This window comes from Ulvibacter sp. 2210JD10-4 (assembly GCF_058148525.1).
This window is the reverse complement of sequence record NZ_JBYVJZ010000004.1, coordinates 76,375-97,202: the sequence shown is the minus strand read 5'-3', so window position 1 is coordinate 97,202 and position 20,828 is coordinate 76,375. Positions and strand designations below refer to the sequence as shown.

General features: G+C 35.2%; 22 protein-coding genes. 7 read left to right on the top strand and 15 right to left on the bottom strand.

All coding sequences use genetic code 11. The features are described from left to right. Positions 1–13: 13 nt before the first annotated feature. The 9 genes from trpA to ACY2RT_RS10455 all read right to left on the bottom strand — a co-directional run bounded on the left by trpA (position 14) and on the right by ACY2RT_RS10455 (position 7,620). Positions 14–775, bottom strand: a complete 762-nt coding sequence (gene trpA / locus ACY2RT_RS10495) for a tryptophan synthase subunit alpha (RefSeq protein ID WP_490155869.1) — start codon at positions 773–775, stop codon at positions 14–16. Then, entirely contained in the window at positions 775–1,956 is a 1,182-nt protein-coding gene (trpB, locus tag ACY2RT_RS10490) for a tryptophan synthase subunit beta (RefSeq protein WP_490155868.1), read from the bottom strand. The genes trpA and trpB overlap by 1 nt, the downstream gene beginning before the upstream one ends. 53 nt (positions 1,957–2,009) lie before the next feature. Then, positions 2,010–2,606: a phosphoribosylanthranilate isomerase gene (locus ACY2RT_RS10485; protein WP_490155867.1), complete on the bottom strand. Its 597-nt coding sequence runs from the start codon at positions 2,604–2,606 to the stop codon at positions 2,010–2,012. 26 nt (positions 2,607–2,632) lie between these two features. After that, entirely contained in the window at positions 2,633–3,415 is a 783-nt protein-coding gene (trpC, locus tag ACY2RT_RS10480; RefSeq protein ID WP_490155866.1) for an indole-3-glycerol phosphate synthase TrpC, read from the bottom strand. A gap of 4 nt (positions 3,416–3,419) precedes the next feature. Beyond that, positions 3,420–4,412 (bottom strand): anthranilate phosphoribosyltransferase, encoded by a 993-nt coding sequence (gene trpD, locus ACY2RT_RS10475; RefSeq protein ID WP_490155865.1) that lies wholly within the window; start codon positions 4,410–4,412, stop codon positions 3,420–3,422. Further along, complete coding sequence (locus ACY2RT_RS10470; RefSeq protein ID WP_490155864.1) at positions 4,413–4,979, bottom strand: anthranilate synthase component II; 567 nt, start codon at positions 4,977–4,979, stop codon at positions 4,413–4,415. Between the two features lie 2 nt (positions 4,980–4,981). Beyond that, positions 4,982–6,379 carry an anthranilate synthase component I family protein gene (locus ACY2RT_RS10465; protein WP_490155863.1) on the bottom strand — a complete coding sequence of 466 codons (1,398 nt, stop codon included), beginning with the start codon at positions 6,377–6,379 and terminating at the stop codon, positions 4,982–4,984. 175 nt (positions 6,380–6,554) lie between these two features. Next, complete coding sequence (locus ACY2RT_RS10460) at positions 6,555–7,121, bottom strand: YceI family protein (RefSeq protein WP_490155862.1); 567 nt, start codon at positions 7,119–7,121, stop codon at positions 6,555–6,557. Positions 7,122–7,155: 34 nt separating this feature from the next. Then, on the bottom strand, positions 7,156–7,620 hold the full coding sequence (locus ACY2RT_RS10455) for a MarR family winged helix-turn-helix transcriptional regulator (protein ID WP_490155861.1): 465 nt from the start codon (positions 7,618–7,620) through the stop codon (positions 7,156–7,158). A 151-nt stretch (positions 7,621–7,771) separates the two neighbouring features. Between ACY2RT_RS10455 and ACY2RT_RS10450 the strand changes: the two genes are divergently transcribed. The 7 genes from ACY2RT_RS10450 (at position 7,772) to ACY2RT_RS10420 (ending at position 13,553) form a co-directional block, all read left to right on the top strand. After that, on the top strand, positions 7,772–8,329 hold the full coding sequence (locus ACY2RT_RS10450; protein ID WP_490155860.1) for a TlpA family protein disulfide reductase: 558 nt from the start codon (positions 7,772–7,774) through the stop codon (positions 8,327–8,329). A gap of 12 nt (positions 8,330–8,341) precedes the next feature. After that, complete coding sequence (locus ACY2RT_RS10445; RefSeq protein ID WP_490155859.1) at positions 8,342–8,974, top strand: thioredoxin family protein; 633 nt, start codon at positions 8,342–8,344, stop codon at positions 8,972–8,974. 93 nt (positions 8,975–9,067) lie between these two features. Beyond that, on the top strand, positions 9,068–9,376 hold the full coding sequence (locus ACY2RT_RS10440) for a rhodanese-like domain-containing protein (protein WP_490155858.1): 309 nt from the start codon (positions 9,068–9,070) through the stop codon (positions 9,374–9,376). 11 nt (positions 9,377–9,387) lie between these two features. Next, a complete protein-coding gene (locus tag ACY2RT_RS10435; protein WP_490155857.1) occupies positions 9,388–9,846 on the top strand; it encodes a rhodanese-like domain-containing protein in 459 nt (152 codons plus the stop codon). Positions 9,847–9,972: 126 nt separating this feature from the next. Then, positions 9,973–10,353 carry a hypothetical protein gene (locus tag ACY2RT_RS10430; protein ID WP_490155856.1) on the top strand — a complete coding sequence of 127 codons (381 nt, stop codon included), beginning with the start codon at positions 9,973–9,975 and terminating at the stop codon, positions 10,351–10,353. Between the two features lie 11 nt (positions 10,354–10,364). Beyond that, positions 10,365–10,559, top strand: coding sequence for a hypothetical protein (locus tag ACY2RT_RS10425; protein WP_490155855.1), 195 nt, complete (start codon positions 10,365–10,367; stop codon positions 10,557–10,559). 678 nt (positions 10,560–11,237) lie between these two features. After that, positions 11,238–13,553, top strand: coding sequence for a T9SS type A sorting domain-containing protein (locus ACY2RT_RS10420; protein WP_490155854.1), 2,316 nt, complete (start codon positions 11,238–11,240; stop codon positions 13,551–13,553). 448 nt (positions 13,554–14,001) lie between these two features. Here the strand turns inward: ACY2RT_RS10420 and ACY2RT_RS10415 are convergent, their stop codons facing one another. The 6 genes from ACY2RT_RS10415 to ACY2RT_RS10390 all read right to left on the bottom strand — a co-directional run bounded on the left by ACY2RT_RS10415 (position 14,002) and on the right by ACY2RT_RS10390 (position 20,782). Beyond that, positions 14,002–14,538, bottom strand: a complete 537-nt coding sequence (locus ACY2RT_RS10415) for a GNAT family N-acetyltransferase (RefSeq protein WP_490155853.1) — start codon at positions 14,536–14,538, stop codon at positions 14,002–14,004. Positions 14,539–14,651: 113 nt separating this feature from the next. Further along, complete coding sequence (locus ACY2RT_RS10410; protein WP_490155852.1) at positions 14,652–15,485, bottom strand: hypothetical protein; 834 nt, start codon at positions 15,483–15,485, stop codon at positions 14,652–14,654. A gap of 146 nt (positions 15,486–15,631) precedes the next feature. Next, positions 15,632–16,438, bottom strand: coding sequence for a toll/interleukin-1 receptor domain-containing protein (locus tag ACY2RT_RS10405; RefSeq protein WP_490155851.1), 807 nt, complete (start codon positions 16,436–16,438; stop codon positions 15,632–15,634). Positions 16,439–16,794: 356 nt separating this feature from the next. Then, on the bottom strand, positions 16,795–19,311 hold the full coding sequence (locus ACY2RT_RS10400) for a TonB-dependent receptor plug domain-containing protein (protein ID WP_490155850.1): 2,517 nt from the start codon (positions 19,309–19,311) through the stop codon (positions 16,795–16,797). Between the two features lie 4 nt (positions 19,312–19,315). After that, positions 19,316–20,215: a FecR family protein gene (locus tag ACY2RT_RS10395; protein WP_490155849.1), complete on the bottom strand. Its 900-nt coding sequence runs from the start codon at positions 20,213–20,215 to the stop codon at positions 19,316–19,318. A gap of 42 nt (positions 20,216–20,257) precedes the next feature. Further along, positions 20,258–20,782: an RNA polymerase sigma factor gene (locus ACY2RT_RS10390; RefSeq protein WP_490155848.1), complete on the bottom strand. Its 525-nt coding sequence runs from the start codon at positions 20,780–20,782 to the stop codon at positions 20,258–20,260. Between the last annotated feature and the right edge of the window lie 46 nt (positions 20,783–20,828).

Here is a 20,828-nt window from a genome sequence, read left to right as displayed (position 1 = left end):
TAAGAAGAGCGAATTATCGTAAAGAACTGATAAAATTTTCAATACCGCCAATTCCTTTCTCTGAAAGCATTTTTATAAAAGCACTTCCAATAATAGCACCCTTTGCATCTTTTGTTGCTACAGAAAAGGTTTCGGCATTGCTAATACCAAAACCAACAATTTGCGGACTTTTAAGTTGCATTGCAGCGACTTTTCCAAAATACGACTGCTGTACTTTTCCAAACCCTTGTTTTGCACCGGTAGTGCTTGCGCTGCTTACCATATAGATGAATCCATTTGAAGCTTCGTCTATCTGGCGTATCCTGGCTTCGGAGGTTTGTGGTGTTATCAGGAATATATTTACGAGGCCGTATTTTTCAAAGATTGCTTTATAATGTTCTTTGTATTCTGCTAAAGGTAGGTCAGGAAGAATCATACCATCGATTCCGATTTCTTTACATTTTGCACAAAATTCTTCCACACCATATTGTAATACAGGATTAAAGTATCCCATTAGGATCAAAGGAATAGAAACCGTCTTCCGAATATCTTTTAACTGTTCGAACAACAACCGGGTGGTCATCCCATTTTTTAAAGCTTGCGTAGAGCTTGCCTGAATAGTAGGGCCATCTGCCAGAGGGTCACTGAAAGGCAACCCGATCTCTACCATATCTACACCGTTCTTTTCCAGTTCCTGTACAATAGGGACAGTATCATTAACCGCCGGATATCCTGCTGTAAAATATATGGAAAGCAGTTTTTTATTTTCTGAAAGTTTCTCTTGTATTCGGTTCATTATAAATTAAAATAATCAATATATGTACTCAGGTCCTTGTCTCCACGTCCGCTTAAATTTACCACGACGAGGTCATTTTCTTTAAATCTCCGGTTTTTAAAAATAGCAAGCGCATGGCTTGTTTCAATGGCAGGAATGATACCTTCCAATTTACTGAGTTCCAGTCCGGCCTGCATAGCATCATTATCAGTCACGGAAATAAATTCACCACGGCCACTCGAATATAAATGCGCATGCATAGGCCCAACCCCCGGATAATCCAGCCCTGCCGAAATAGAATAAGGTTCGGTGATCTGCCCGTCTGTAGTTTGCATCAACAAGGTTTTGCTTCCATGAATGATTCCCATTTTTCCTAAGACCGAAGTAGCAGCACTTTCACCACTATCTATTCCTTTTCCGGCAGCTTCCACAGCAATGATACCCACCTCCGGATTGTCGAGGTATTCATAATAAGCACCGGCAGCGTTACTCCCGCCACCTACACAGGCTACTATATAATCCGGATTCTCACGATTTTCCTTTTCTGCCAGCTGTTGTTTTATTTCTTTTGATATGACACTTTGAAAACGTGCGACCATATCGGGGTAGGGATGAGGTCCTACCACACTGCCAATAATATAATGTGTATGTGTAGGATTGTTGATCCAATCACGAATGGCTTCGTTAGTTGCGTCTTTGAGTGTTTTACTTCCGCTGGTGGCAGGAATAACTTTAGCTCCCAGCATTTTCATTCTTGCTACATTGGGGGCCTGTCGTTCAATGTCTATTTCACCCATGTATACAATACATTCCAGACCCATTAAAGCGCATACGGTTGCAGTTGCAACACCGTGTTGTCCCGCTCCGGTTTCAGCAATAATACGAGTCTTATTAAGACGTTTTGCCATTAAGATCTGCCCAATGGTATTATTCACTTTATGAGCCCCGGTATGGCAAAGGTCCTCACGCTTTAAATAGACCTTTGCGTTGTATCTTTCTGAAAATCGTTTTGCAAAATAGAGTGGAGTAGGGCGCCCCACATAATCTTTGAGTAGTTGCTTGAATTCCTTTTGAAAGGATGCTTCCTGCATAACCTGAAGGTAATTTAGCCGAAGCTCCTCTACATTTGGAAATAACATTTCCGGAATATAGGCTCCGCCAAACTCCCCGTAATATCCTTTTTCATCAACATTGTACTTCATAGTTTCAGTGTTCAGTGTTCAGTGTTCAGTATTCAGTGTTCAGTATTCAGTGTTCAGTATTCAGTATTCAGTATTTCTATGAATTTTTGGAGATCATTTGTGTTTTTTGACCCCGGCTCTTTTTCAAATTTGCTGTTTACGTCAATAGCGTGAACAGGTAGATCTGTTTTAAATATTTCTTTTAAAGCATCAATTTCTTCTAATCCAATTCCACCACTTAAGACAAATGGTTTTTTTGAAGGATAGTCTTTTAAGATACCCCAATCAAAAGTATATCCGTTGCCGCCTTTTTCTTTACCCTTCGTATCAAAAAGAAATTTGTCTACTACTTTTTCGTACGTCTTAAGAATGTCAAAATTGAAAGTATCCTTGATGCTGAATACTTTCCAAAGTTCAATAGCTTCTGAAGCTTTCAGTTTTGCACAAAAAGAAGCAGACTCTTCTCCATGCAATTGAATAACATCTAAATTGTATTGCCTTATTTTTTCTGAAATATCTTCTAAAGATGCATCTACAAAGACCCCTGTTTTTTTAATTCCGGAAGGCAGCACCGGAATCTCATGCTCAAAAAAGCGAGGAGAGCCGTTATAAAATATAAACCCCAGGTAATCCGGCCGAAGCGATGCCACTTCAGCAGTATTGTGTTTCATACCGCATACCTTTAGTTTTATATTTTTCATTTCAATTTCTGAATAAACGTTTTTGCACTTTCCCCCGGATTTGTAGTTTTCATAAAGTTCTCACCAATCAGAAAGCCCTCGTAACCATAAGACTTTAACTCGGTAATAGCTTCAGTACTGCTTATACTACTTTCAGAAACTTTCACAAAATCTTTGGGTATATAAGCCGAAAGTGTTTTACTAGTTTCAAGGGAAACACCAAATGTTTTTAAATTCCGGTTATTTACTCCTAACATATCTACGGTTGGCAGCAACGACCTTTCCAGTTCTTCCTTGTTATGAACTTCCAACAAAACATCCAGATCCATACTTTTTGCAAGGGTGGAAAATTCTTTCAGTTCCTTTTTTGAAAGACAGGCCGCTATCAATAAAATGGCATCAGCACCATAGGCTTTGGCTTCGTATATCTGATAAGGATCTATTATAAATTCTTTCCGAAGCAATGGAAGGCTGGTAACCGAACGTACCACTAACAAGTCATCCAGCGAACCTCCAAAAAAATGAGTATCCGTTAAAACCGACATGGCACTGACACCTGCATCCTCATAGCCTTTTGCCACGTCTTGTATCAATACTTTTTCGTTGATGACCGATTTACTTGGAGAACGCCTTTTGTGTTCTGCAATGATACCTGTTCCAGAGTTTCTAAGGCTGGTAGCCATTGGAATTGTTTCTCTTGAAAAATGCCGGGACCGTTCCAGAGCTGAGATTGGAAATACAGCCTTTTTAGCAGCTACTTCCTTATATTTATGAGCAATTATGGTATCGAGTATCGTCATTCTTCTATTGACTTAATGCTTGTAACTTTTTTAATGACTTTAGTGCTTTACCGGATTCTAATGCCGTTCTGGCTTTATGAAAACCTTCATCGATACTGCAATTCTCTACTACTGAAATTGCCGCTCCGGCATTGGCGCATACCACATTATTTTGTGCCTCTTTGCCTTTTCCATTTAAAATGTTCATAAATATTTCAGCCGAATCTTTTACAGTCTCGCCTCCGTAGATATCAGACGGTTTAATTTGAGCTACTCCAAAATCCTTAGGGTGTAATACGGTTTCCAAAGTATTTGATATCATTTTTACAGGGCCCGTTAGTGAGATCTCATCATAACCGTCCATAGCATGGAGCACCGTATAGTTTTTATTGTTTTTTTGATAAAGGTAGCCGTACATTCTGGCTAGTTCCAAATCGAAAACACCTACCAACTGGTTCTTTGGAAATGCAGGATTCACCATGGGTCCTAACATATTAAAGAATGTCTTTACTCCTAATTCCCTTCTAATAGGAGCCACATTTTTCATGGCTGGATGGAAGAGAGGCGCGTGTAAAACACAAATACCTGCTTCATCCAGACAACGCTTTAAAAAATCTGCATTATTACTAAATTTAATCCCTAAATATTCCATCACATTGCTACTACCACTTATAGATGAAACCCCATAGTTTCCGTGTTTGGTAACCTGTACTCCGGCACCGGCAGTTACAAAAGAGGCCAGTGTGGAAATATTGAATGTATTTTTACCGTCACCACCAGTTCCGCATAGATCTATGGTATTGTAATCGTCTATAGCTACTGCTAAACAAAGGTCGAGCAGTGCATCACGAAACCCTTCCAGTTCTTCCAATGCAACACTCCGCATCATATAAACTGTAAGAAATGCTGCGATCTGGCTTTGATTGAATTTCCCTTCCGAAATAGATACCAAAACACTTCTTGCTTCTTCTTTTGTAAGCTGTTCATGGTTGATCAACCTGTTTAAGACCTGTTTCATTTAGCTTTCTATCCAGTTTTTAATGATTTGTTTTCCGTTGGGTGTAAGTACACTTTCGGGATGAAATTGAACACCGCGAATATCGAATACCCTATGTCTCAGCGACATGATCTGTCCGTTCTCATCTACTGAAGTTACCTCCAGGCTTTCCGGAAAATCTTCCCGGGAAACTACCCAGGAATGATACCTGCCTATTTCGATTTCGTTTTCCAGGCCTTTAAAAAGAGGCTCGTCGTCTACGACAAGAGTTGCCTTGGTTGCCACCCCGTGAAATACTTCGCTTAAATTTTCCAACTTTCCTCCAAAGACCTCGCCCATTGCCTGTTGTCCCAGGCAAACGCCTAATATACTTTTTGAAGCAGCATATTGCTTTATAAGAGCCTTCAACAATCCGGCTTCGTCCGGAATCCCCGGGCCTGGGGACAGTAAGATCTTATCGTAACCTGAAACTTCATCCAGCAAAAACCGGTCGTTACGTTTTACGGTCACTTCACAATTCAGTTCCTCCAGATAATGTACCAGATTGTACACAAAACTGTCATAGTTGTCAATTACCAAAACCTTCATACTTATATATTTTCTGCAAGTTCCAGCGCTTTTGTCAAAGCACCTAATTTGTTATACACTTCCTGTAATTCTTTTTCTTCATCACTCCCCGAAACAATACCGGCACCAGCCTGATAATACAAATGATGGTCTTTGCTCACAAACGAGCGAATAATGATCGCATGGTTAAAATTACCTTTAAAATCCATGAAGCCAATGGCACCACCGTAAAACTCCCGGCTTCTGTTCTCGTACTTTTCCAAGAGTTGCATGGCCTTATGTTTTGGAGCACCGCTTAAGGTTCCTGCCGGAAAGGTATCCGCAACTATTTGCAAGGTTGAAGTTTCAGGGTCTTTTTTGGCGGTTACTTTGCTTACCAGGTGGATCACATGCGAAAAGAATTGTACTTCCCGATAGGTTTCAACAGTAACATCGGACCCGTGGCGACTTAGGTCATTACGGGCCAGATCGACCAACATGACGTGCTCGCTATTCTCTTTTTCATCTACGGAAAGTTGTTTTGCCAGTTCCGCATCTTTTTCATCATTTCCAGTACGCTTAAAAGTTCCGGCGATAGGGTGGATCTCGGCCCGGTCATCCTTTATGACCAACTGTGCTTCGGGTGAGCTGCCAAAGATCTTAAACTTCCCGTAGTCAAAATAGAAAAGGTAGGGGGAAGGATTTACGCTTCTTAAGGCACGGTATACATTAAATTCGTCACCGGTAAACCCTTGTGTAAAGCGTTTGCTGGGTACGATCTGAAAAACATCTCCCCTGGCACAGTGCTCTTTGCATTTTCTAACGAGGTTTTTAAAATCATCGTCTTCCAGATTTGTTTCAAGGCTGCCCTGACGCTGAAAAGAATATTCGGCAAAGTTCTTTGACCTGAGCAGTTGCTCTATTTGAGGAATATTATTTTTAGCATTGAAACAGTGTGCAAAAAGATAGGCTTCGTTATTAAAATGATTGATAGCTATGATGTTCTGATACACCGCATAATAGCAGTCCGGCATTTGCAGGTTATTCTCTTTTTTTGAAACCGAAATATCTTCAAAATAGCGTACCGCATCATAGGCCATATAACCAAAGAGACCATTATTGATGAATTTGAATGAATTTGTTTCCGAAGTAAAAGATGAAGCAAATGTTTCCAAAACCGAAGGCACTGAAGTTTCCGAAGTAATCTTGGAAACAAGGGTCTCTCCATCCGGAAACTGCTGTGTTATTTGCTCGTTTTCAATTTTAATGGATGCGATAGGGTTGCAGCAAATATAACTGAAGCTATTGTCGTTGGCATGATAATCACTACTCTCAAGTAAAAGACTGTTTGGGTATTTGTCACGCAAGCGTAAATATACGGACACCGGAGTGATAGTATCGGCAAGGAGTTTTTTTGAATATGTTCTTAATTCGTATTTCATAAAATAAAAAAAGGCTTGTCGTGATTGACAAGCCTTTGTATAATGTTATATACGGTAGTGCTTAGCTCACGACTTTTGACGTAAGTTATTCCACCACCATGTATTTATTTTTATTGTGTTCACAATTTCGTTTTCAAATATAGAAATGAAATTTAAAACAACAAGAGAATGTTGCTTAAAATTTTAAAGTAACATCCAATTCGAATTTGTTTGAAATGGTATTGTCTCCCAAACTGTCAAAGAAACTTCCGCTTCCGTAGCGTACTCCATATTTGGTACGGTCTATTTTAAGGCTGGTTCTGGCTGCGGTCTCCCCCATGATAAGTTCAAAGGTAATTGGGTTTGTGGTCCCTTTTATGGTCATATCCCCGGTGACGGTATAGATATTTCCATCTTTAGTGGCGCCTGTGATCACTAAGGATGCGGTGGGGTGTTCTGCAACACCAAAGAAGTCATCACTCTTTAAATGGCCTTCCAGCTTTCCTTTGTATTCACCTTCCAGGTCTTTATTTTTCAGACTGGTCATGTCTACCACGAACTTACCACCAACCAATTGGTCGTTGTCCATTTCGAGATACCCTTCTTTAAGGTCGATAGTTCCCGTATGAGAACCTAGAATTTTCTTTCCTTTCCACTCGATGGTGCTTTCCTTAATATCAATTTTTTTCTTTATAGGTGTAGTAAATGCCATAGTAGTTACTGCAACAGTTAGTATTAATACTGATTTGATAATTGTTTTCATAGCTTAAAAATTTAGTTTAAATGATGATTAAAATTTAAAATGTTCTTAATGTGTCCAATAGATTATTTAATTCTTCCAGCTGCGCTTCGGAAAGATTTTTCAGGACCTTCTCATTATTTAGTTCGGTAACAGGGTCCAGTTCTTTCAAAATAGCAAGGCCTCTTTCAGTAATGAACATTTCCACTTTTCTGCGGTTTTGTTCACAAACCTGTCTTTTTACCCATCCTTTCTTAATGAGTTTGTCTACCAGGCGGGTCGTATTGCTGCTGCGATCGATCATTCGCTCCTGCAATGTGGAAAGGTTGGCCGGACTTCCTTTCTGGCCCCTTAGGATCCGCAACACGTTGTACTGTTGCATTGTTAAACCATAAGGCTTTAATACAACGGCAATGGCTTCTTCCACGATACGGGAGGTATACATGATGTTGATCACAGTTTTGGTGCTGATGGCCATCTTGTGGATGGACTTGATAGCGTCGTCTATAGGTACTGTTTTCATTACAATATTTGTATATACAAATGTAAGATAAATTTTTATTACGAAAAGTACTTTAACAGAATTTTAATCTATAGGAGGTCAAAATTTTTTTTAACTACAAATGATTTGTTAAATAGTTTCTGTTTTTCATATAAATGGATATTTTTAGAAAATGAAATGGATTGCACTTATATTTTTGATGCTGCTCTTAACAGCATGTCCCTATAAGGATTATAAGAATGCCGAACCTGTTCCGGAAGAGGCTACTGCTTTGGAAGCAGAAAAAAAGGATGTCACCGGAGAAGCATCGGCCCACAAAGTTCCTTCTCTGAATTTTGACGGATTGCAGCCATTGCTTTCAAAAGATAATGATTCTACCTACGTGGTCAATTTCTGGGCGACCTGGTGTAAACCTTGTATCAAGGAGATGCCGTATTTTGAAAAGATAGGTTCGGAATATGCAAAAGATAAGGTAAAGGTGTTATTGGTGAGCCTTGATTTTCCGGAAAAGCTGGAATCCCAGGTGATCCCTTTTATTGAAAAAAATAAGATCCACTCAGAAGTGGTCCTGCTGGACGATGCAGATGCTAATAGCTGGATTCCGAAAGTATCCAAAGAGTGGAGTGGTGCCATTCCTGCTACTATAATATATAATAGTGCCACAAGACGTTTTTACGAACGCTCCTTTACCTATGAAGAATTGGAAGAAGAATTAAAAACCGTTTTATAAATTTTAGTTACTATGAAAAAAAGATCAATTAGCATTGTATTGTTCCTTGCCTTAATAGGCGTAGCGGTATTCAGTAGTTTTACGATCACGAATGAAGAAAATGCTGTTGCCGGTTATACCATTGGTGATGAAGCCACTAACATCAATTTACTGAATGTTGACAAGACCATGGTCTCCTATGATGATTACCCTGAAGCTTTGGGCTTTATTGTGATCTTTACCTGTAATACCTGTCCGTATGCGGTTGCCAGTGAAGACCGTATGATTGCTTTGGACAAAGAATTTAAACCAAAAGGCTATCCTGTTATTGCCATCAACCCTAACAATCCTGCTGTTCAGCCGGACGATACGTTTGAGTTAATGCAGAAAAAGGCAAAGGACAAAGGATTTACCTTTCCGTACCTGTATGATGAAAGTCAGACCGTGTATGCTCTGTACGGTGCAAAGAAGACGCCTCATGTGTATTTGCTTCAGAAAGAGGATGGAAAGAAAATAGTAAAATATATTGGAGCCATAGATGATAATGTAAGGAACGGAGCTGCTGTAAAAGAACGCTTCCTGGCCAATGCGGTCAATGAGCTATTGGCGGGAAAAGAAGTTTCAGTAAAAGAGACCAAAGCGATAGGTTGTTCGGTAAAACAATAATTTTTTTGTAAACAGATAAGGGCCAAAAAAAGTGTTTTGGTTTTTTATGGTTCAATTCAACTGAATTGTTATTTTTACGAAAAATTTTAAAGCATGGACCTATCTCAGTCTCAATGGAGAGAACAACTCGCTAAGGACGATAACGCTGTCATTTTAGATGTACGTACGGAAATAGAAGTGGAAGAAGGGCATATTCCCAATATGAAGCACCTCGATATTTACAATGCAGCTGCTTTTATGGCAGAAGCACAACAAATGGATACTTCCAAAAGTTATTATGTATACTGTCGTTCTGGTGGAAGAAGTGGACAGGCCTGTGCGATCCTTAGGTCTTTGGGATTTGAAAAGACCTATAATTTGCTGGGAGGTTTTAACGACTGGAACGGAGAAACAACCATTTAATTTTTTTTACAATGAAAAAGTATCTATCTATTTTAGTTTTAGCATTATTGGTTTCCTTCCAGGCATGTAAGGAATCTAAAGAAGTTCAGGAAAATCAGGAAGTAGAAGCAATGGATGACACCAGGACCAAAGCTTCAAGTGAGGACTTGAAGATATTACTGATCAATCAGGAACAATTAGATAAATCATTGGACCGAATCGCAGGCATGCAATTGGTGGATGTGCGTACTCCCGAAGAGTACAATGCAGGCCATATAAGACGATCTATAAATATTGATATCAACGACGCTTCATTCAAAGAGAAAATAGCTGAATTGGACCTGAACAAGGCGGTGTATGTATACTGTCAAAAAGGCTCTCGAAGTGGCCGCGCCACGCAAGTCTTAATAGAAATGGGTGTTCCCCGTGTCTATGATCTGGAAGGAGGTTTCTCTGTCTGGGAAGCTGACGGCTATGTGGTTGAAAAATAATAACACACTTGACATTTCTTAATATTTTAACAGATCGTTCCCGATAGGTTAATTTCATGCTAAAATTTATGCAATCGCGTAATTTTTGACAAGTTATTTCGATTCTATATATATAAATAACTTGCTATGAAAGATCAGGACCAAATTGTTCAGGAAGAAATGCGCAAGCTCATTAGCAGAAGTTGTGCAGATACCATATTGGTACAAGAAGAATACTATGCTTTTCATAAGGCACTTTTAAAATTTTTCTTCAATTCGGTGGATGTGGCGATAGATTATGAAAAGCAGGTCATTTCTTTATGGACCTCGAAAACAACAAAGTGCTCGAAGAATAAGTTGTATGATATGAACGATGCAATTGCCATTACCATTGCATACACTCATCTGGAAGAGACTCTGAAAGGTTGCCTGGAAAACGGAAAGAACCCATCACGATTCTATAAGACACTCTTGTTCCATTACAACCATGTAGGGCAGGAAATACGAACAGATGCTTTAAGTGCTTAAATATATAAACGATGTCACAGTTGATTTTCTATACCTTCAGAGTTATTGTGCTGGCTACTACGGTAGCAGCTTTAGGAATTCATTATTTACTGAATCCATTGTCCAAACCGGTGGTCCTTGTACTCTACGGGATCATGTTAGTAACCCTATTACTGGGATTGTTAAAACCCGGAAACGAAGAAAAAAGCATAAAAAATGACTTTTAGGTCATTTTTTATGTAAAAAACTGGACGCATTTGTCCTTTTTAAGATCAATGGAAACCGTATTTTCTAAACGTAAGATTGATCCTTGCCCCTTTGTAAGCAGCATCCGCAGGTAAACTGTGTTCTTTCAGGCTTTGCTTCTCCCGTAAACAGAACCTTCTTTCTTCTCCCAGGCCTATGGAAGGTATAACCGGTAAGTGTCTCGACGCGCTCTTTTACCAAAACCATTTCCAGAATAATTTTGTGTTTTGATTTTCGTTTCTCAGGCGAGATATCCAAAGTGTTTGAAATCTGAAAAAAGGCTCTGGAGAAATAATTAAAAACGTTTGTAAACAATTAGAAATCAAATATTTAGATAATAAATTTTCCTTTTTGTCCCACTTTAGGTGTTTTTATGACTTTTGTCATATTTTTTTGAGAAAAAATAGATAACTTTGAACATCTCCCCGTTGAATTAAAATAGCATATTGATGATGTTAAAGTGATATGCCTTGGCTATTATTGGTATTGTTTTGTTGTACATTTTAAACCCTCTTATCTATGAAAAACCTTCTTCTTTTTTTCAGTCCTTCTTTTTATTTGTAATATATCAAGTCTACTCTCTCAATCACAAGAACCTTCCGGACCACCGCAATTGCTTAATCTAAGCAAAAAGTATTAATATTTAAAAAACAATTATTATGAAAAAAATATCTTTATTATTATTTTTCTTTGCAAGTATTATATCCGTATTTGCTCAATCTCAGTTAAATATATATCCAGAGCCACCTATTGATAATTTAAAAGCCCCACAAATTAACAGACATAATGATAATTTTACAGTAAGGGTTAGGCAGTACCCATCTGGTGCTTGGCAAGACTTATATGAATACAAAACTTTTGTAAATAAGACTCAAGACAAATCAGTTTATGAAGAATCGTCGTTTGTTACTTTTGATTTTAGTGGAGAAGTTGAATTAGAAATAACTAGAAACAATAACGTAAATATTGATAGTGTTCGTATTCGACCTCAAAATTTACAAATTCAGCATAATCAAATAGGGAATAATGTGGTTACATTTAAAATAACAGAACCTTCAAAACTATCTTTTGAAATTAACGGAGATAGATATAAAAATCTTCAAATTTTTGCAAATGACATGAATAATGGACCCCCTACGCCAGGTCGAGACGAAACTTTGAAAACTTTTTATGCAGGTGTAACATATACCTTTCCTAATGACGAATATATTGCAACGGATAATGAAATTATCTATTTTGAACCTGGAGCTGTTATAAAGGGAAGAATTTCTGTTGTAGATAAAGAAAATGTAACTATAATTGGCAGAGGTATTATAGATTTAATTGATTTCAGAAAACAATATGTTCATTCTACAACGTGGAATCCTCCTTATGAATATTTACATGGAATTACAATAAGACGTTCAACAAATGTTACAGTTGATGGGCTTATTATTAATGATCCTCAAATATTTTGTGTAGAATTAGTAGAAAATGATACTATTACTATTAACAACTTAAAAACTTTCTCTAGAGTATTATGGGGAGATGGGATTAATATGGTTGGGACAAGCGATGTTACTATAAATGACTGTTATATCCGTACTTCTGATGACTGTATTGCTATATACGCTTCTAGGGTTAGAGATTGGGATTGGCAAAATAAAGATGCTTCAAATATTTCAGTATCAAATATGGCATTATATGCAGACGTAGCACATCCAATTGAAATTGGATGGCATGGAAATCAGGGGATAGATGGTGAAATAGGTGGATACCCTGGTAGTGGTGGTAATGAAGTAGATGGTAATGCAATTTATTTTTTACGTTTTGAAGACATTGATATATTGGAACATGACGAACCATTAACAGAATTTCAAGGTGCAATCTCAATAAATTGTGGTGATAAAAATAGATGTGTAGATTTTAAATTTGAAAATGTAAGAGTTGAAGATTTTACAGATGGAAGATTATTAACAGTAAAAGTTGAGCCAGGGGAATATGGTGCGGCGACAACAGATGGAGATAAAGTGAAAGATATTAGGTTTGAGAATTTAACATATAAAGGATATGGTGAGGAGACCTCAATCATTAAAGGTCTTAATTGTGAACGTTATGTAGATGGTGTTCACTTTCAAGACTTTAAAGTAAATGGGACAATCATAAATAATTTATCTGATTATAACTTTAGTACTAATAATTATGCATATAATATTACTTTTCAAGAGGCAAACAACTATTCTACAAGCTTACAAGATGGAAATTCTTATAAAATAAAGAATAAAATTACTGGGAAATACCTGCAAAGCTCCACTAGAATATTTGATAACGATACGCAAAAAAGATATGTAATAACTAAACCAATTACTAATTCAGATTCTCAACTTTGGAAAGTTATTAGAATACCAGGGACTGGTCATTATACTTTTCAAAATGTAGATAATAATTATTATCTCACTAATAGTGATGGACAGTTCGTAAATGATTGTCAAGCTAGGTACACCATAACATCTCCTTTAATTCCTCTACATACAGAACAGGAATGGAAAATTAATAAAAATGCACTAGGGAATTATAGGATAAACAATGCCTATACTAGAGCATATTTACAAAATTCAGACGAGCAATATTATAATACAACCGGGGAATATACTATTACCTCTCCAAAAGATATTGTAGATTTAAATCAAGAATGGGAAATAATTAATGTTAGCCCTTTAAAAAAGGATAGTGAAGAAAATGTATATAAATTAGACAATACAGATATTATTCTATATCCAAACCCATCAAGTGGATTAATTAGCATTAAATCTCTAAAGGATATTTCTAATTCAATAATAAAGGTCATAGATTTTCAAGGAAGATTAGTTTATAGTTCAAAAATAAAAGACTCAACTTATACTCATAATATTGAAAATTTAAAAAGTGGAGTTTATTTTATAAGATTAGAAAATGAAGAAGGTGCTTTTCATATAAGTAAATTAATTAAAAATTAATTAAATAAGAATTGATAAAGAACGGCGATAAAAGTATCGCTGTTTTTTATTTTAAAAAATTACAGAGAAGATTAATTTGGTCTGTATAAAACTACATATCGAAACAACCTCTTGCTCCCGCAAGGCTCTTATCTGGTGGCCTAAATTATAACTAGAACATTTATTTGTTGTGTAGAATGGAAATGGAGTAGTGCAAGAAATATTAGTGATAAAAACCCGCCAATGGAGATTGATACTATTGGTTTTTTGGGATAAAAATAGAATGACACTAGCTGCAAGCTAGTGGTAGCAGGGGTTAATAATAATACTGGTAAATTACTAACCGAGTATGAAATTGACGGTTATTTAGAGTACATTTTGAAAATTTGTATTGATAAAAAACTTTGCCAATTTTTTTCTATTATTCAGGTTTTCATCTTGCGCCTGACGATTTGAATAAACGCTCGTTTTAATGGCGTTTATTTTTTGTTATAAGCTTTTGGTCACACCAATACCAGACAGCATCTTCACTCCCAGGTTCATAGGGCGCAAATTTTTCGAATTCCATCCCAATTTTTTCCATCACTCTGATCGATGCTTTATTTTCTTTCATTGCAATCGCAATTATTTTTCTTAATTCGAGTTTATCAAACCCGTAAGTTAAAATTGCATGAGATGCTTCTGTTGCTAAACCTGACCCCCAAAATTCTGGCAAGAATCTATAACCAAGGTCAATTTCATCAAATTCTGGTAGATACGCTAAACCAGCCCAACCTACAAATTTCATCCCATTCTTTAGAATAGTAGCCCATCTTCCGTATCCATACTTCTCATAGTCGTTAATTCTTGTCCGTATTGCCTCTTCTATTTCTTCTATAGATTCAACCACAGGTTCCCCCGTATACTTTTGTACCTCCGGATCAGAATGTAACCTAAATATTTTCTCTTTGTCATCCAGAGTAATTTTCCTTAACAATAATCTTTCTGTTTCTATCAAGGCTTTCACTTTATTGCTTATAACGTGTTTATATATGATTTGTACGGCTTAGAATCCGCAGGATTTCAGAAGTAGGTGAGAACAAGCAATTACTTATAGTCATTGTTGGCAACTGGTTTTATTTATTCTTTGTCAATTAATAAATGTTCTCGAATTCGTTTTTTTAACAATTCATAATCTTTATCGTGTTGCTTTCTTTCAGTTTCAAATACTCTCCATAAGTCCTGATATTTAAACTTCTCTGAAAAAATTTCATAATCGTCTGATTCTTTATCCAAATATGCTTTAGTAATATCGGTTACTAATTTAGTAAGTAAAACTTTTAAAGTATGATGTAAATTCACAGTCATATTCTTGCCAATTTGATTTGCTACATCTTGAATATCCTTTGGAAGAAATGGGTTATTACTTAAATCACGAAGTTTTTTATGAAATTCAACATACTTTTTAGTGTAGAAAATTCGGTGAATTTCAACAATACCCTTTTTTGCGCTTTTCTCATATAATTTTTGTCTTTGCCTATTATTCGGCTCAAAAATCAAGTTGTCATATTCATCAATATTACCTTCTACTAAAATGAAATTATATATATCATTTTCTAAAAACTCAAACCAACCTGCTATATTTTGCTGGTATTCAGAGTATTTATTAGAAATCTTATTAATGTCAGCCAAATTATAATCTCGAAGAGCTATATCTACATTATATCTATAAATATTATTATAGTCAATTGCTCTATCAATAGAATTACCATCTGTAGTAAATAATGTCAAAAATTCAGTCAATACCTGAGTCTGTATTTTAGCAACTTCATTTCTTTTTGGTTGAAAAATTGATGACTTCGCTCTCTTATAACTCAAAATTGCAACCAAAGTTCCTGTAGCAGTAAAGGCAATTGTTGAAATGTCTTTTAGCCAAGAAGAATTATCTCTTAAAAAATTAATAATGTCATTCATTTCAACTTATTACCAACGTGTTCGTTTATGGTTAGTTGCGTGTTTTAAACACCTAATTTAGCTAATACAAACCGAATAGAAAATCCGCGAGGATTTTCGTAAGTAGTCTGGAACTAGCAATAAATTATATACGGTGTTACTCAACGTTATTCTTTCAATTTATTCTTTAATAATCCAATTATTTCGTCCGCATCAGAATTCCGAAAATCGACATAACCGATTGTTTCGTTCAATCCTGGGATTTCTGTGTCATCCAACTTAAGTGGCAAAATATATTCCTTATTTTGACTAAATGCTCTCGCTTGAGCAGCTTTTCTTTCGTGATTAGTCCATTGCTTTTCTTTGTAGTCATTTGAGATAATCATAAGACAAAAAGTAGCTTTGTTTTTATAAACATCATTTAGATGTTCATAAAGGTCTTTTCCCCATAAAGTTGCTTTCTCGTATAAGTCATAAAACACTTTAATCCCGTTTGAAGTCAATTTTTCGGCAATTTCCTCTGCTATTGCTCGGTTTTCTCCAGCAAATGAAATCGCAATATCATAATCATTTTTTGATTTTGATTCTTCTAAAGGATTTGTAATAGTCGATGAAACAGGGATTTTTCGATATTGTGCTTTTTCGGTTAATTCTAAACCTACAAAGCACAGTCTTTTATTTAATTCCACAAGTCTGTGTTTAAAAACCTCTGGATTGTCTATATATCTAACTGGTTTCATTGCTCTTGATAGAAAAGTCAGGATATTGTTAGAACATCTATTTTTATTTTGGTAGTTAGCAAATGCATTAAATAGTCTTTTCCACTTTGTAAGAGTTGGGTCAGTATCTTGAATCATAGATTCTGCCAAAATTCGTCCTATTTCGGTTCCTGTCAATCCAGTATCTGTATTTGCAATTACTCTACAGATATTTTCTAATATTTCGCTTGAAATTGGTGCTTGTTTTGTTGGCATTTACGATGTTTCTTTTAATGTTGGGTAACGTAGTGGTATACTTACTGGTGTATATACCCCCATTATATATACACTTACAAATCTAAGGGTTTTTAGTGGAGCCGGAGAGAACCAAGTGTATAAAAATATCCTATAGATATTCTTAGTGAAGGTGCCAGCTGGCGGATTGGCTTTCGAAGCCAGAAGACGGAACGAAAAAAACCTTTAATTCAGCTATAATTATAAAAACCTTTTGTACATAAATGCTCTACCTGAACCAGATTTTAAATATTTTTCAAATTTAAAGGCCTTGTATTTATTAGAGAAAGATGGGTACAGAAAGGCTAATAATCAATTTATTCAAATTTTAAAGTTTTTTAAAATGAAACCCTAAAAGTAAAGTTAGGCGTAAACCTAAGTGCAATTTCATTAATTTCTTCAATATTATTGGAATGATTTATCCTGAAAAAATGATTATACGTATTAGTTCTGTCTAAAACATTCCAAATTGAAAACCCAACTCTAGCTTTTACTTTTTTGGAAAGATTGAAATCATAAATTGCCGAAATATCAACGCGAAAATAGTCATTAAGATTGTCTGTATTTGCAGTTTCAAAATTGAGTTCTTCATTTACAATTTCGTTTCCTGAAACCAATAAAGTTGTAGGCTTTCCACTATGCCAATTTAGACCACCAGAAAATTTAAAATTGTTCCAACTATAGTTTATCCCATACGTTAAACTGTGCCGAATGTCTAAATTGTTATGAAAAATACTTGGCGATACTTCTTCAAAATTGTAAGTATTTTTTGCATACGTATAGCTCAGCCAGGTATTTACAGTCTTAAAGCGCTTGTTAAACAGTACCTCTACACCTCTTACAAAGTAACTTCCAGTAATTCTAAGTGTTTCAAATTGATTCTGAAAGCCTTGACTTTGCGATGTAATACCATCTATATGTTTTAAAAAAGGTTCTACGTTTACAAGCAGCCCTTTTTTTGAATAGGTAAATCCTACTGAAATCTGCTTCCCTTTAATTATGGGAATATCCTGAGAAGGATTAGATACAACCCATTTTCTGTTTTCTACACCTAAAAAATCACTCTGAAAATCTACAATTTGCGATGTAGTTTGACTTTTTAATTCGCCCAAAAGCTGAAATGAAAAATCTTCTAAAAAATTATGACTAAAACGTAAACGAGGTTCTATTAAAACGTTATTAAATTTTGAAATATGATTAACTCGTGTACCAGCCGAAGCAGTAGTTTTATTATTTTTTGATTGCCAATTTATTTCAGAAAAAAAGCTATTTGTGCGCAATACCTGCGTATCGGTAATTTCGAAAAAAGGGTTGTTAATTTGCTCAAAATTGGTAATACCAGTTTCGTTATATTGATAGCCGATCGTTGTTTCAATAGCTTCATGAAATTTAACTCTGGTAACAGTTTTAAAACCATTTTCTAAAACTTCATTACGCTGTAATAATGCCTGATTGTTAAGAATATCAGCATTAATTGCTTCTAGCTTGTAATTGGAACCATACAATTGTGTTTCAGTAGTTATTGCACCATTCCATTTTCTTTTGTGAAAAATTCCTCCCGAAATATTATTTTGAGACAACCTACTTTTTCTAGAAAAATCGACATTATCTATCGTTGCATTTTCCAAAAAGTCAAGATTATTATATATCAATAAAAAATTAACTCGTAGTTGGTCTTTTTCTGAAACTTGATAACCTAATTTAAAACTAGTGTCGAAAAAAGCAAAATCGTTGTTGGATGTAGATTGCAGATCACTGGTGGTTATAACTTCAGAGTTTTGAAAAATTTTATCAAAATATTTTGAATATGTAGGTGTTTCAACAAGGTTATTTAAGGATTTTCTACCTGATATTTCTACAGTTGCTTTTTTACCAACAGGAAATCCTGAATAAACATCTGCATTTATTAAGTTGAATCCAGCACTTCCGTAAATACTATCTTTCCTTTCTTGATTGCTTTCCATTACTATAATTCCTGAAACCCCATCGCCATAATGCGCGCTGCTTCCGTTTTTAATAAGTGTAGATTTTTGTGTAAGTAATGGATTAAAAGCTGAAATAAGCCCAAAAAAATGACCACTTTGATACATTTTTATACCATCCCAAAGAATTAAATTTTGGTCGTTGGTGCCGCCTCGTATGTTTAAAAACGAAACAGTTTCGTTAACGCTTTGAACTCCTGGAAGTGCTTGTAAAGTTTGTAACACATCGGGTTCAATTAAGCCTGGAAGTATATCAAACTTTTTATAATTTATAGTAATTGCACCATTATTTTCTTTTTTTATTCCACGTGTTAAGTAGTTGGTTAACAATACAGTTTCTAAAATTTCAATTTTTTGAAGTAATAGAATTTTGATACAATTACCTGAATTTTCTACTGAAACGGTAACAGTTTTAGATTCGTAATTGGTTTTATTTATAGTAACTTCTTGTTGTCTTTTTGAAGATAGTATAGTTACAATTCCTTGATTAGTACTTAAAAAAGTTTGATGCTTTGTTGTTACAACAACATTTGTTATTGGTTGGTTTGTAAATTCATCAATAATGACAAGGCACATAGCATTTAGGTTATCTTTTTGTTTTACGGCTATGCTATTATCGGGTAGTTTCCGGTAATTAAATAAAGTTTCTTTTTCAAGAAAGCTGAGTGTTTCTTCTAAAGAATTTGGTAGTTTTTTATCTAAAAAATGATTTTGTAAAATGGCGTCTTTATAAGAAAAAATAACGCTGTGTTTTTTTTCAATAGTATTAAAAACAGTTGTTAATTGGGTTCTTCCGGAACTATTTTGTGAAAAATTAGGAAGTATGTAGCAAACGGTAAAAAGAAAATAGAATAGTCTCTTTATGTTCTTCACAAATCTATTTTTTGAGTGTTACATTTTTTTTATTTATTGTTGCGATTAATCCTAACGGAATTGCAACCGAGTTAATTGCAGTTGTAAGGTCATTATGTGTAATACTTCCTGTAAATAAGGTGTTTACGTCAAAACCTTCAGTAGTAATTGTGACATTATATTGGCGCTCAATTTCCGAAATAACTTCAAGAATTGCAATACTTTTAAAAAGTGTTTTGTTTAAAATCCAATCTGGTTTTTCTGAATTTGTAGTAATTTCTTGTACTTTGCCTTTATACACTTTAAAAGTAGCACCTGGAACTAGGTTTTGCGAAATGTTTTTATAGGCTACGGAAATCAAACCTTCAAAACAAGTAACTTCAAAATAATCTGGGCGGTCTTTTACATTAAACTGAGTACCTAAAACCGTAACAGTTCCTTGAGTTGTATTAACGGAAAAAGTATTTCCTTTTTCAACTTTAAAATAGGCTTCACCTTCAAGCGAAAGAGAGCGTTTGTCCTTCCAATTATTTTCTTCAAATTTAATTGTTGACCCAGCATTTAAAACAACTTCTGAAGTGTCGGGAAGTAAAAATTCTATTTTTTCAGAATTTTCAGCAACATAACTCACCGTATTTAAGTTAAAAACTGTAAAATACGTTGTAAAACAAATAGCAACTATTGCCGCAATGGAAGCATAACGAATCCAAAGTGGTTTTACCTTTGCTTTTTGTGGTGTTTTATCTAGTGTTGTTTTTAAATTTTTATAACCACCTTTGGTGTCAAAAGCAGGGGCTTTAAAAAGCTTAGCAGTTTCTGAAATTTTATCCAAAGACCCAAAGGCGTCTAATTGTTTAAACGCCTCTAGTTCCTTTTCGGTTAGATTGTGGTCCAACCATTTTTCAATTAATTCTTTCTTTTTCATATGTGCCATATATATAACAACTCATAGGTTAAAATTCCTACCCTAGTTATTATTTGTTTCAGTTAATTGGTCTGTAAGCGTTTTTACAGCAGTATAAATACGTTTTTCTACTGCTTTTCTCGAAATGTTTAAAAGCTCTGCAATTTCCTTATGTCGTTTGCCTTCGGCTCTATTTAGTAAAAAAGCAACGCGCTGTTTTTCGGGTAATTTTGCTAAGGCTTTTTGGTAGCGTTCTAAGTATTGCTTTTCTTCAAAAATAAATTCTGGAGTAACATTTGTGTGTTCTTTTATAGGTTTTTTTTGATAGTTTAAAACTATTTTTTGGTGTTTAATAGCATTTAAAGTTTCATTGTTAATTATGGTAAACAAAAAACTCTTCGCCTTTTCTGGAGGTACATCTTTACATTTGTTCCACAATTTTATAAATGTCTCTTGTACCTTATCTTCTGGATTATATTGTGCGCCAAATTTGTAATATATAAAATCGTGAAGATCTTTTGAAAAACGTTCATATAATTTTGTGAAAATGTGTTCTTCACAAACATTTTTATTTAAAGATTTGGGCATTTCTTTTTTGTGTAAATATATTTATTTAAAGACTTATGCATTTCTT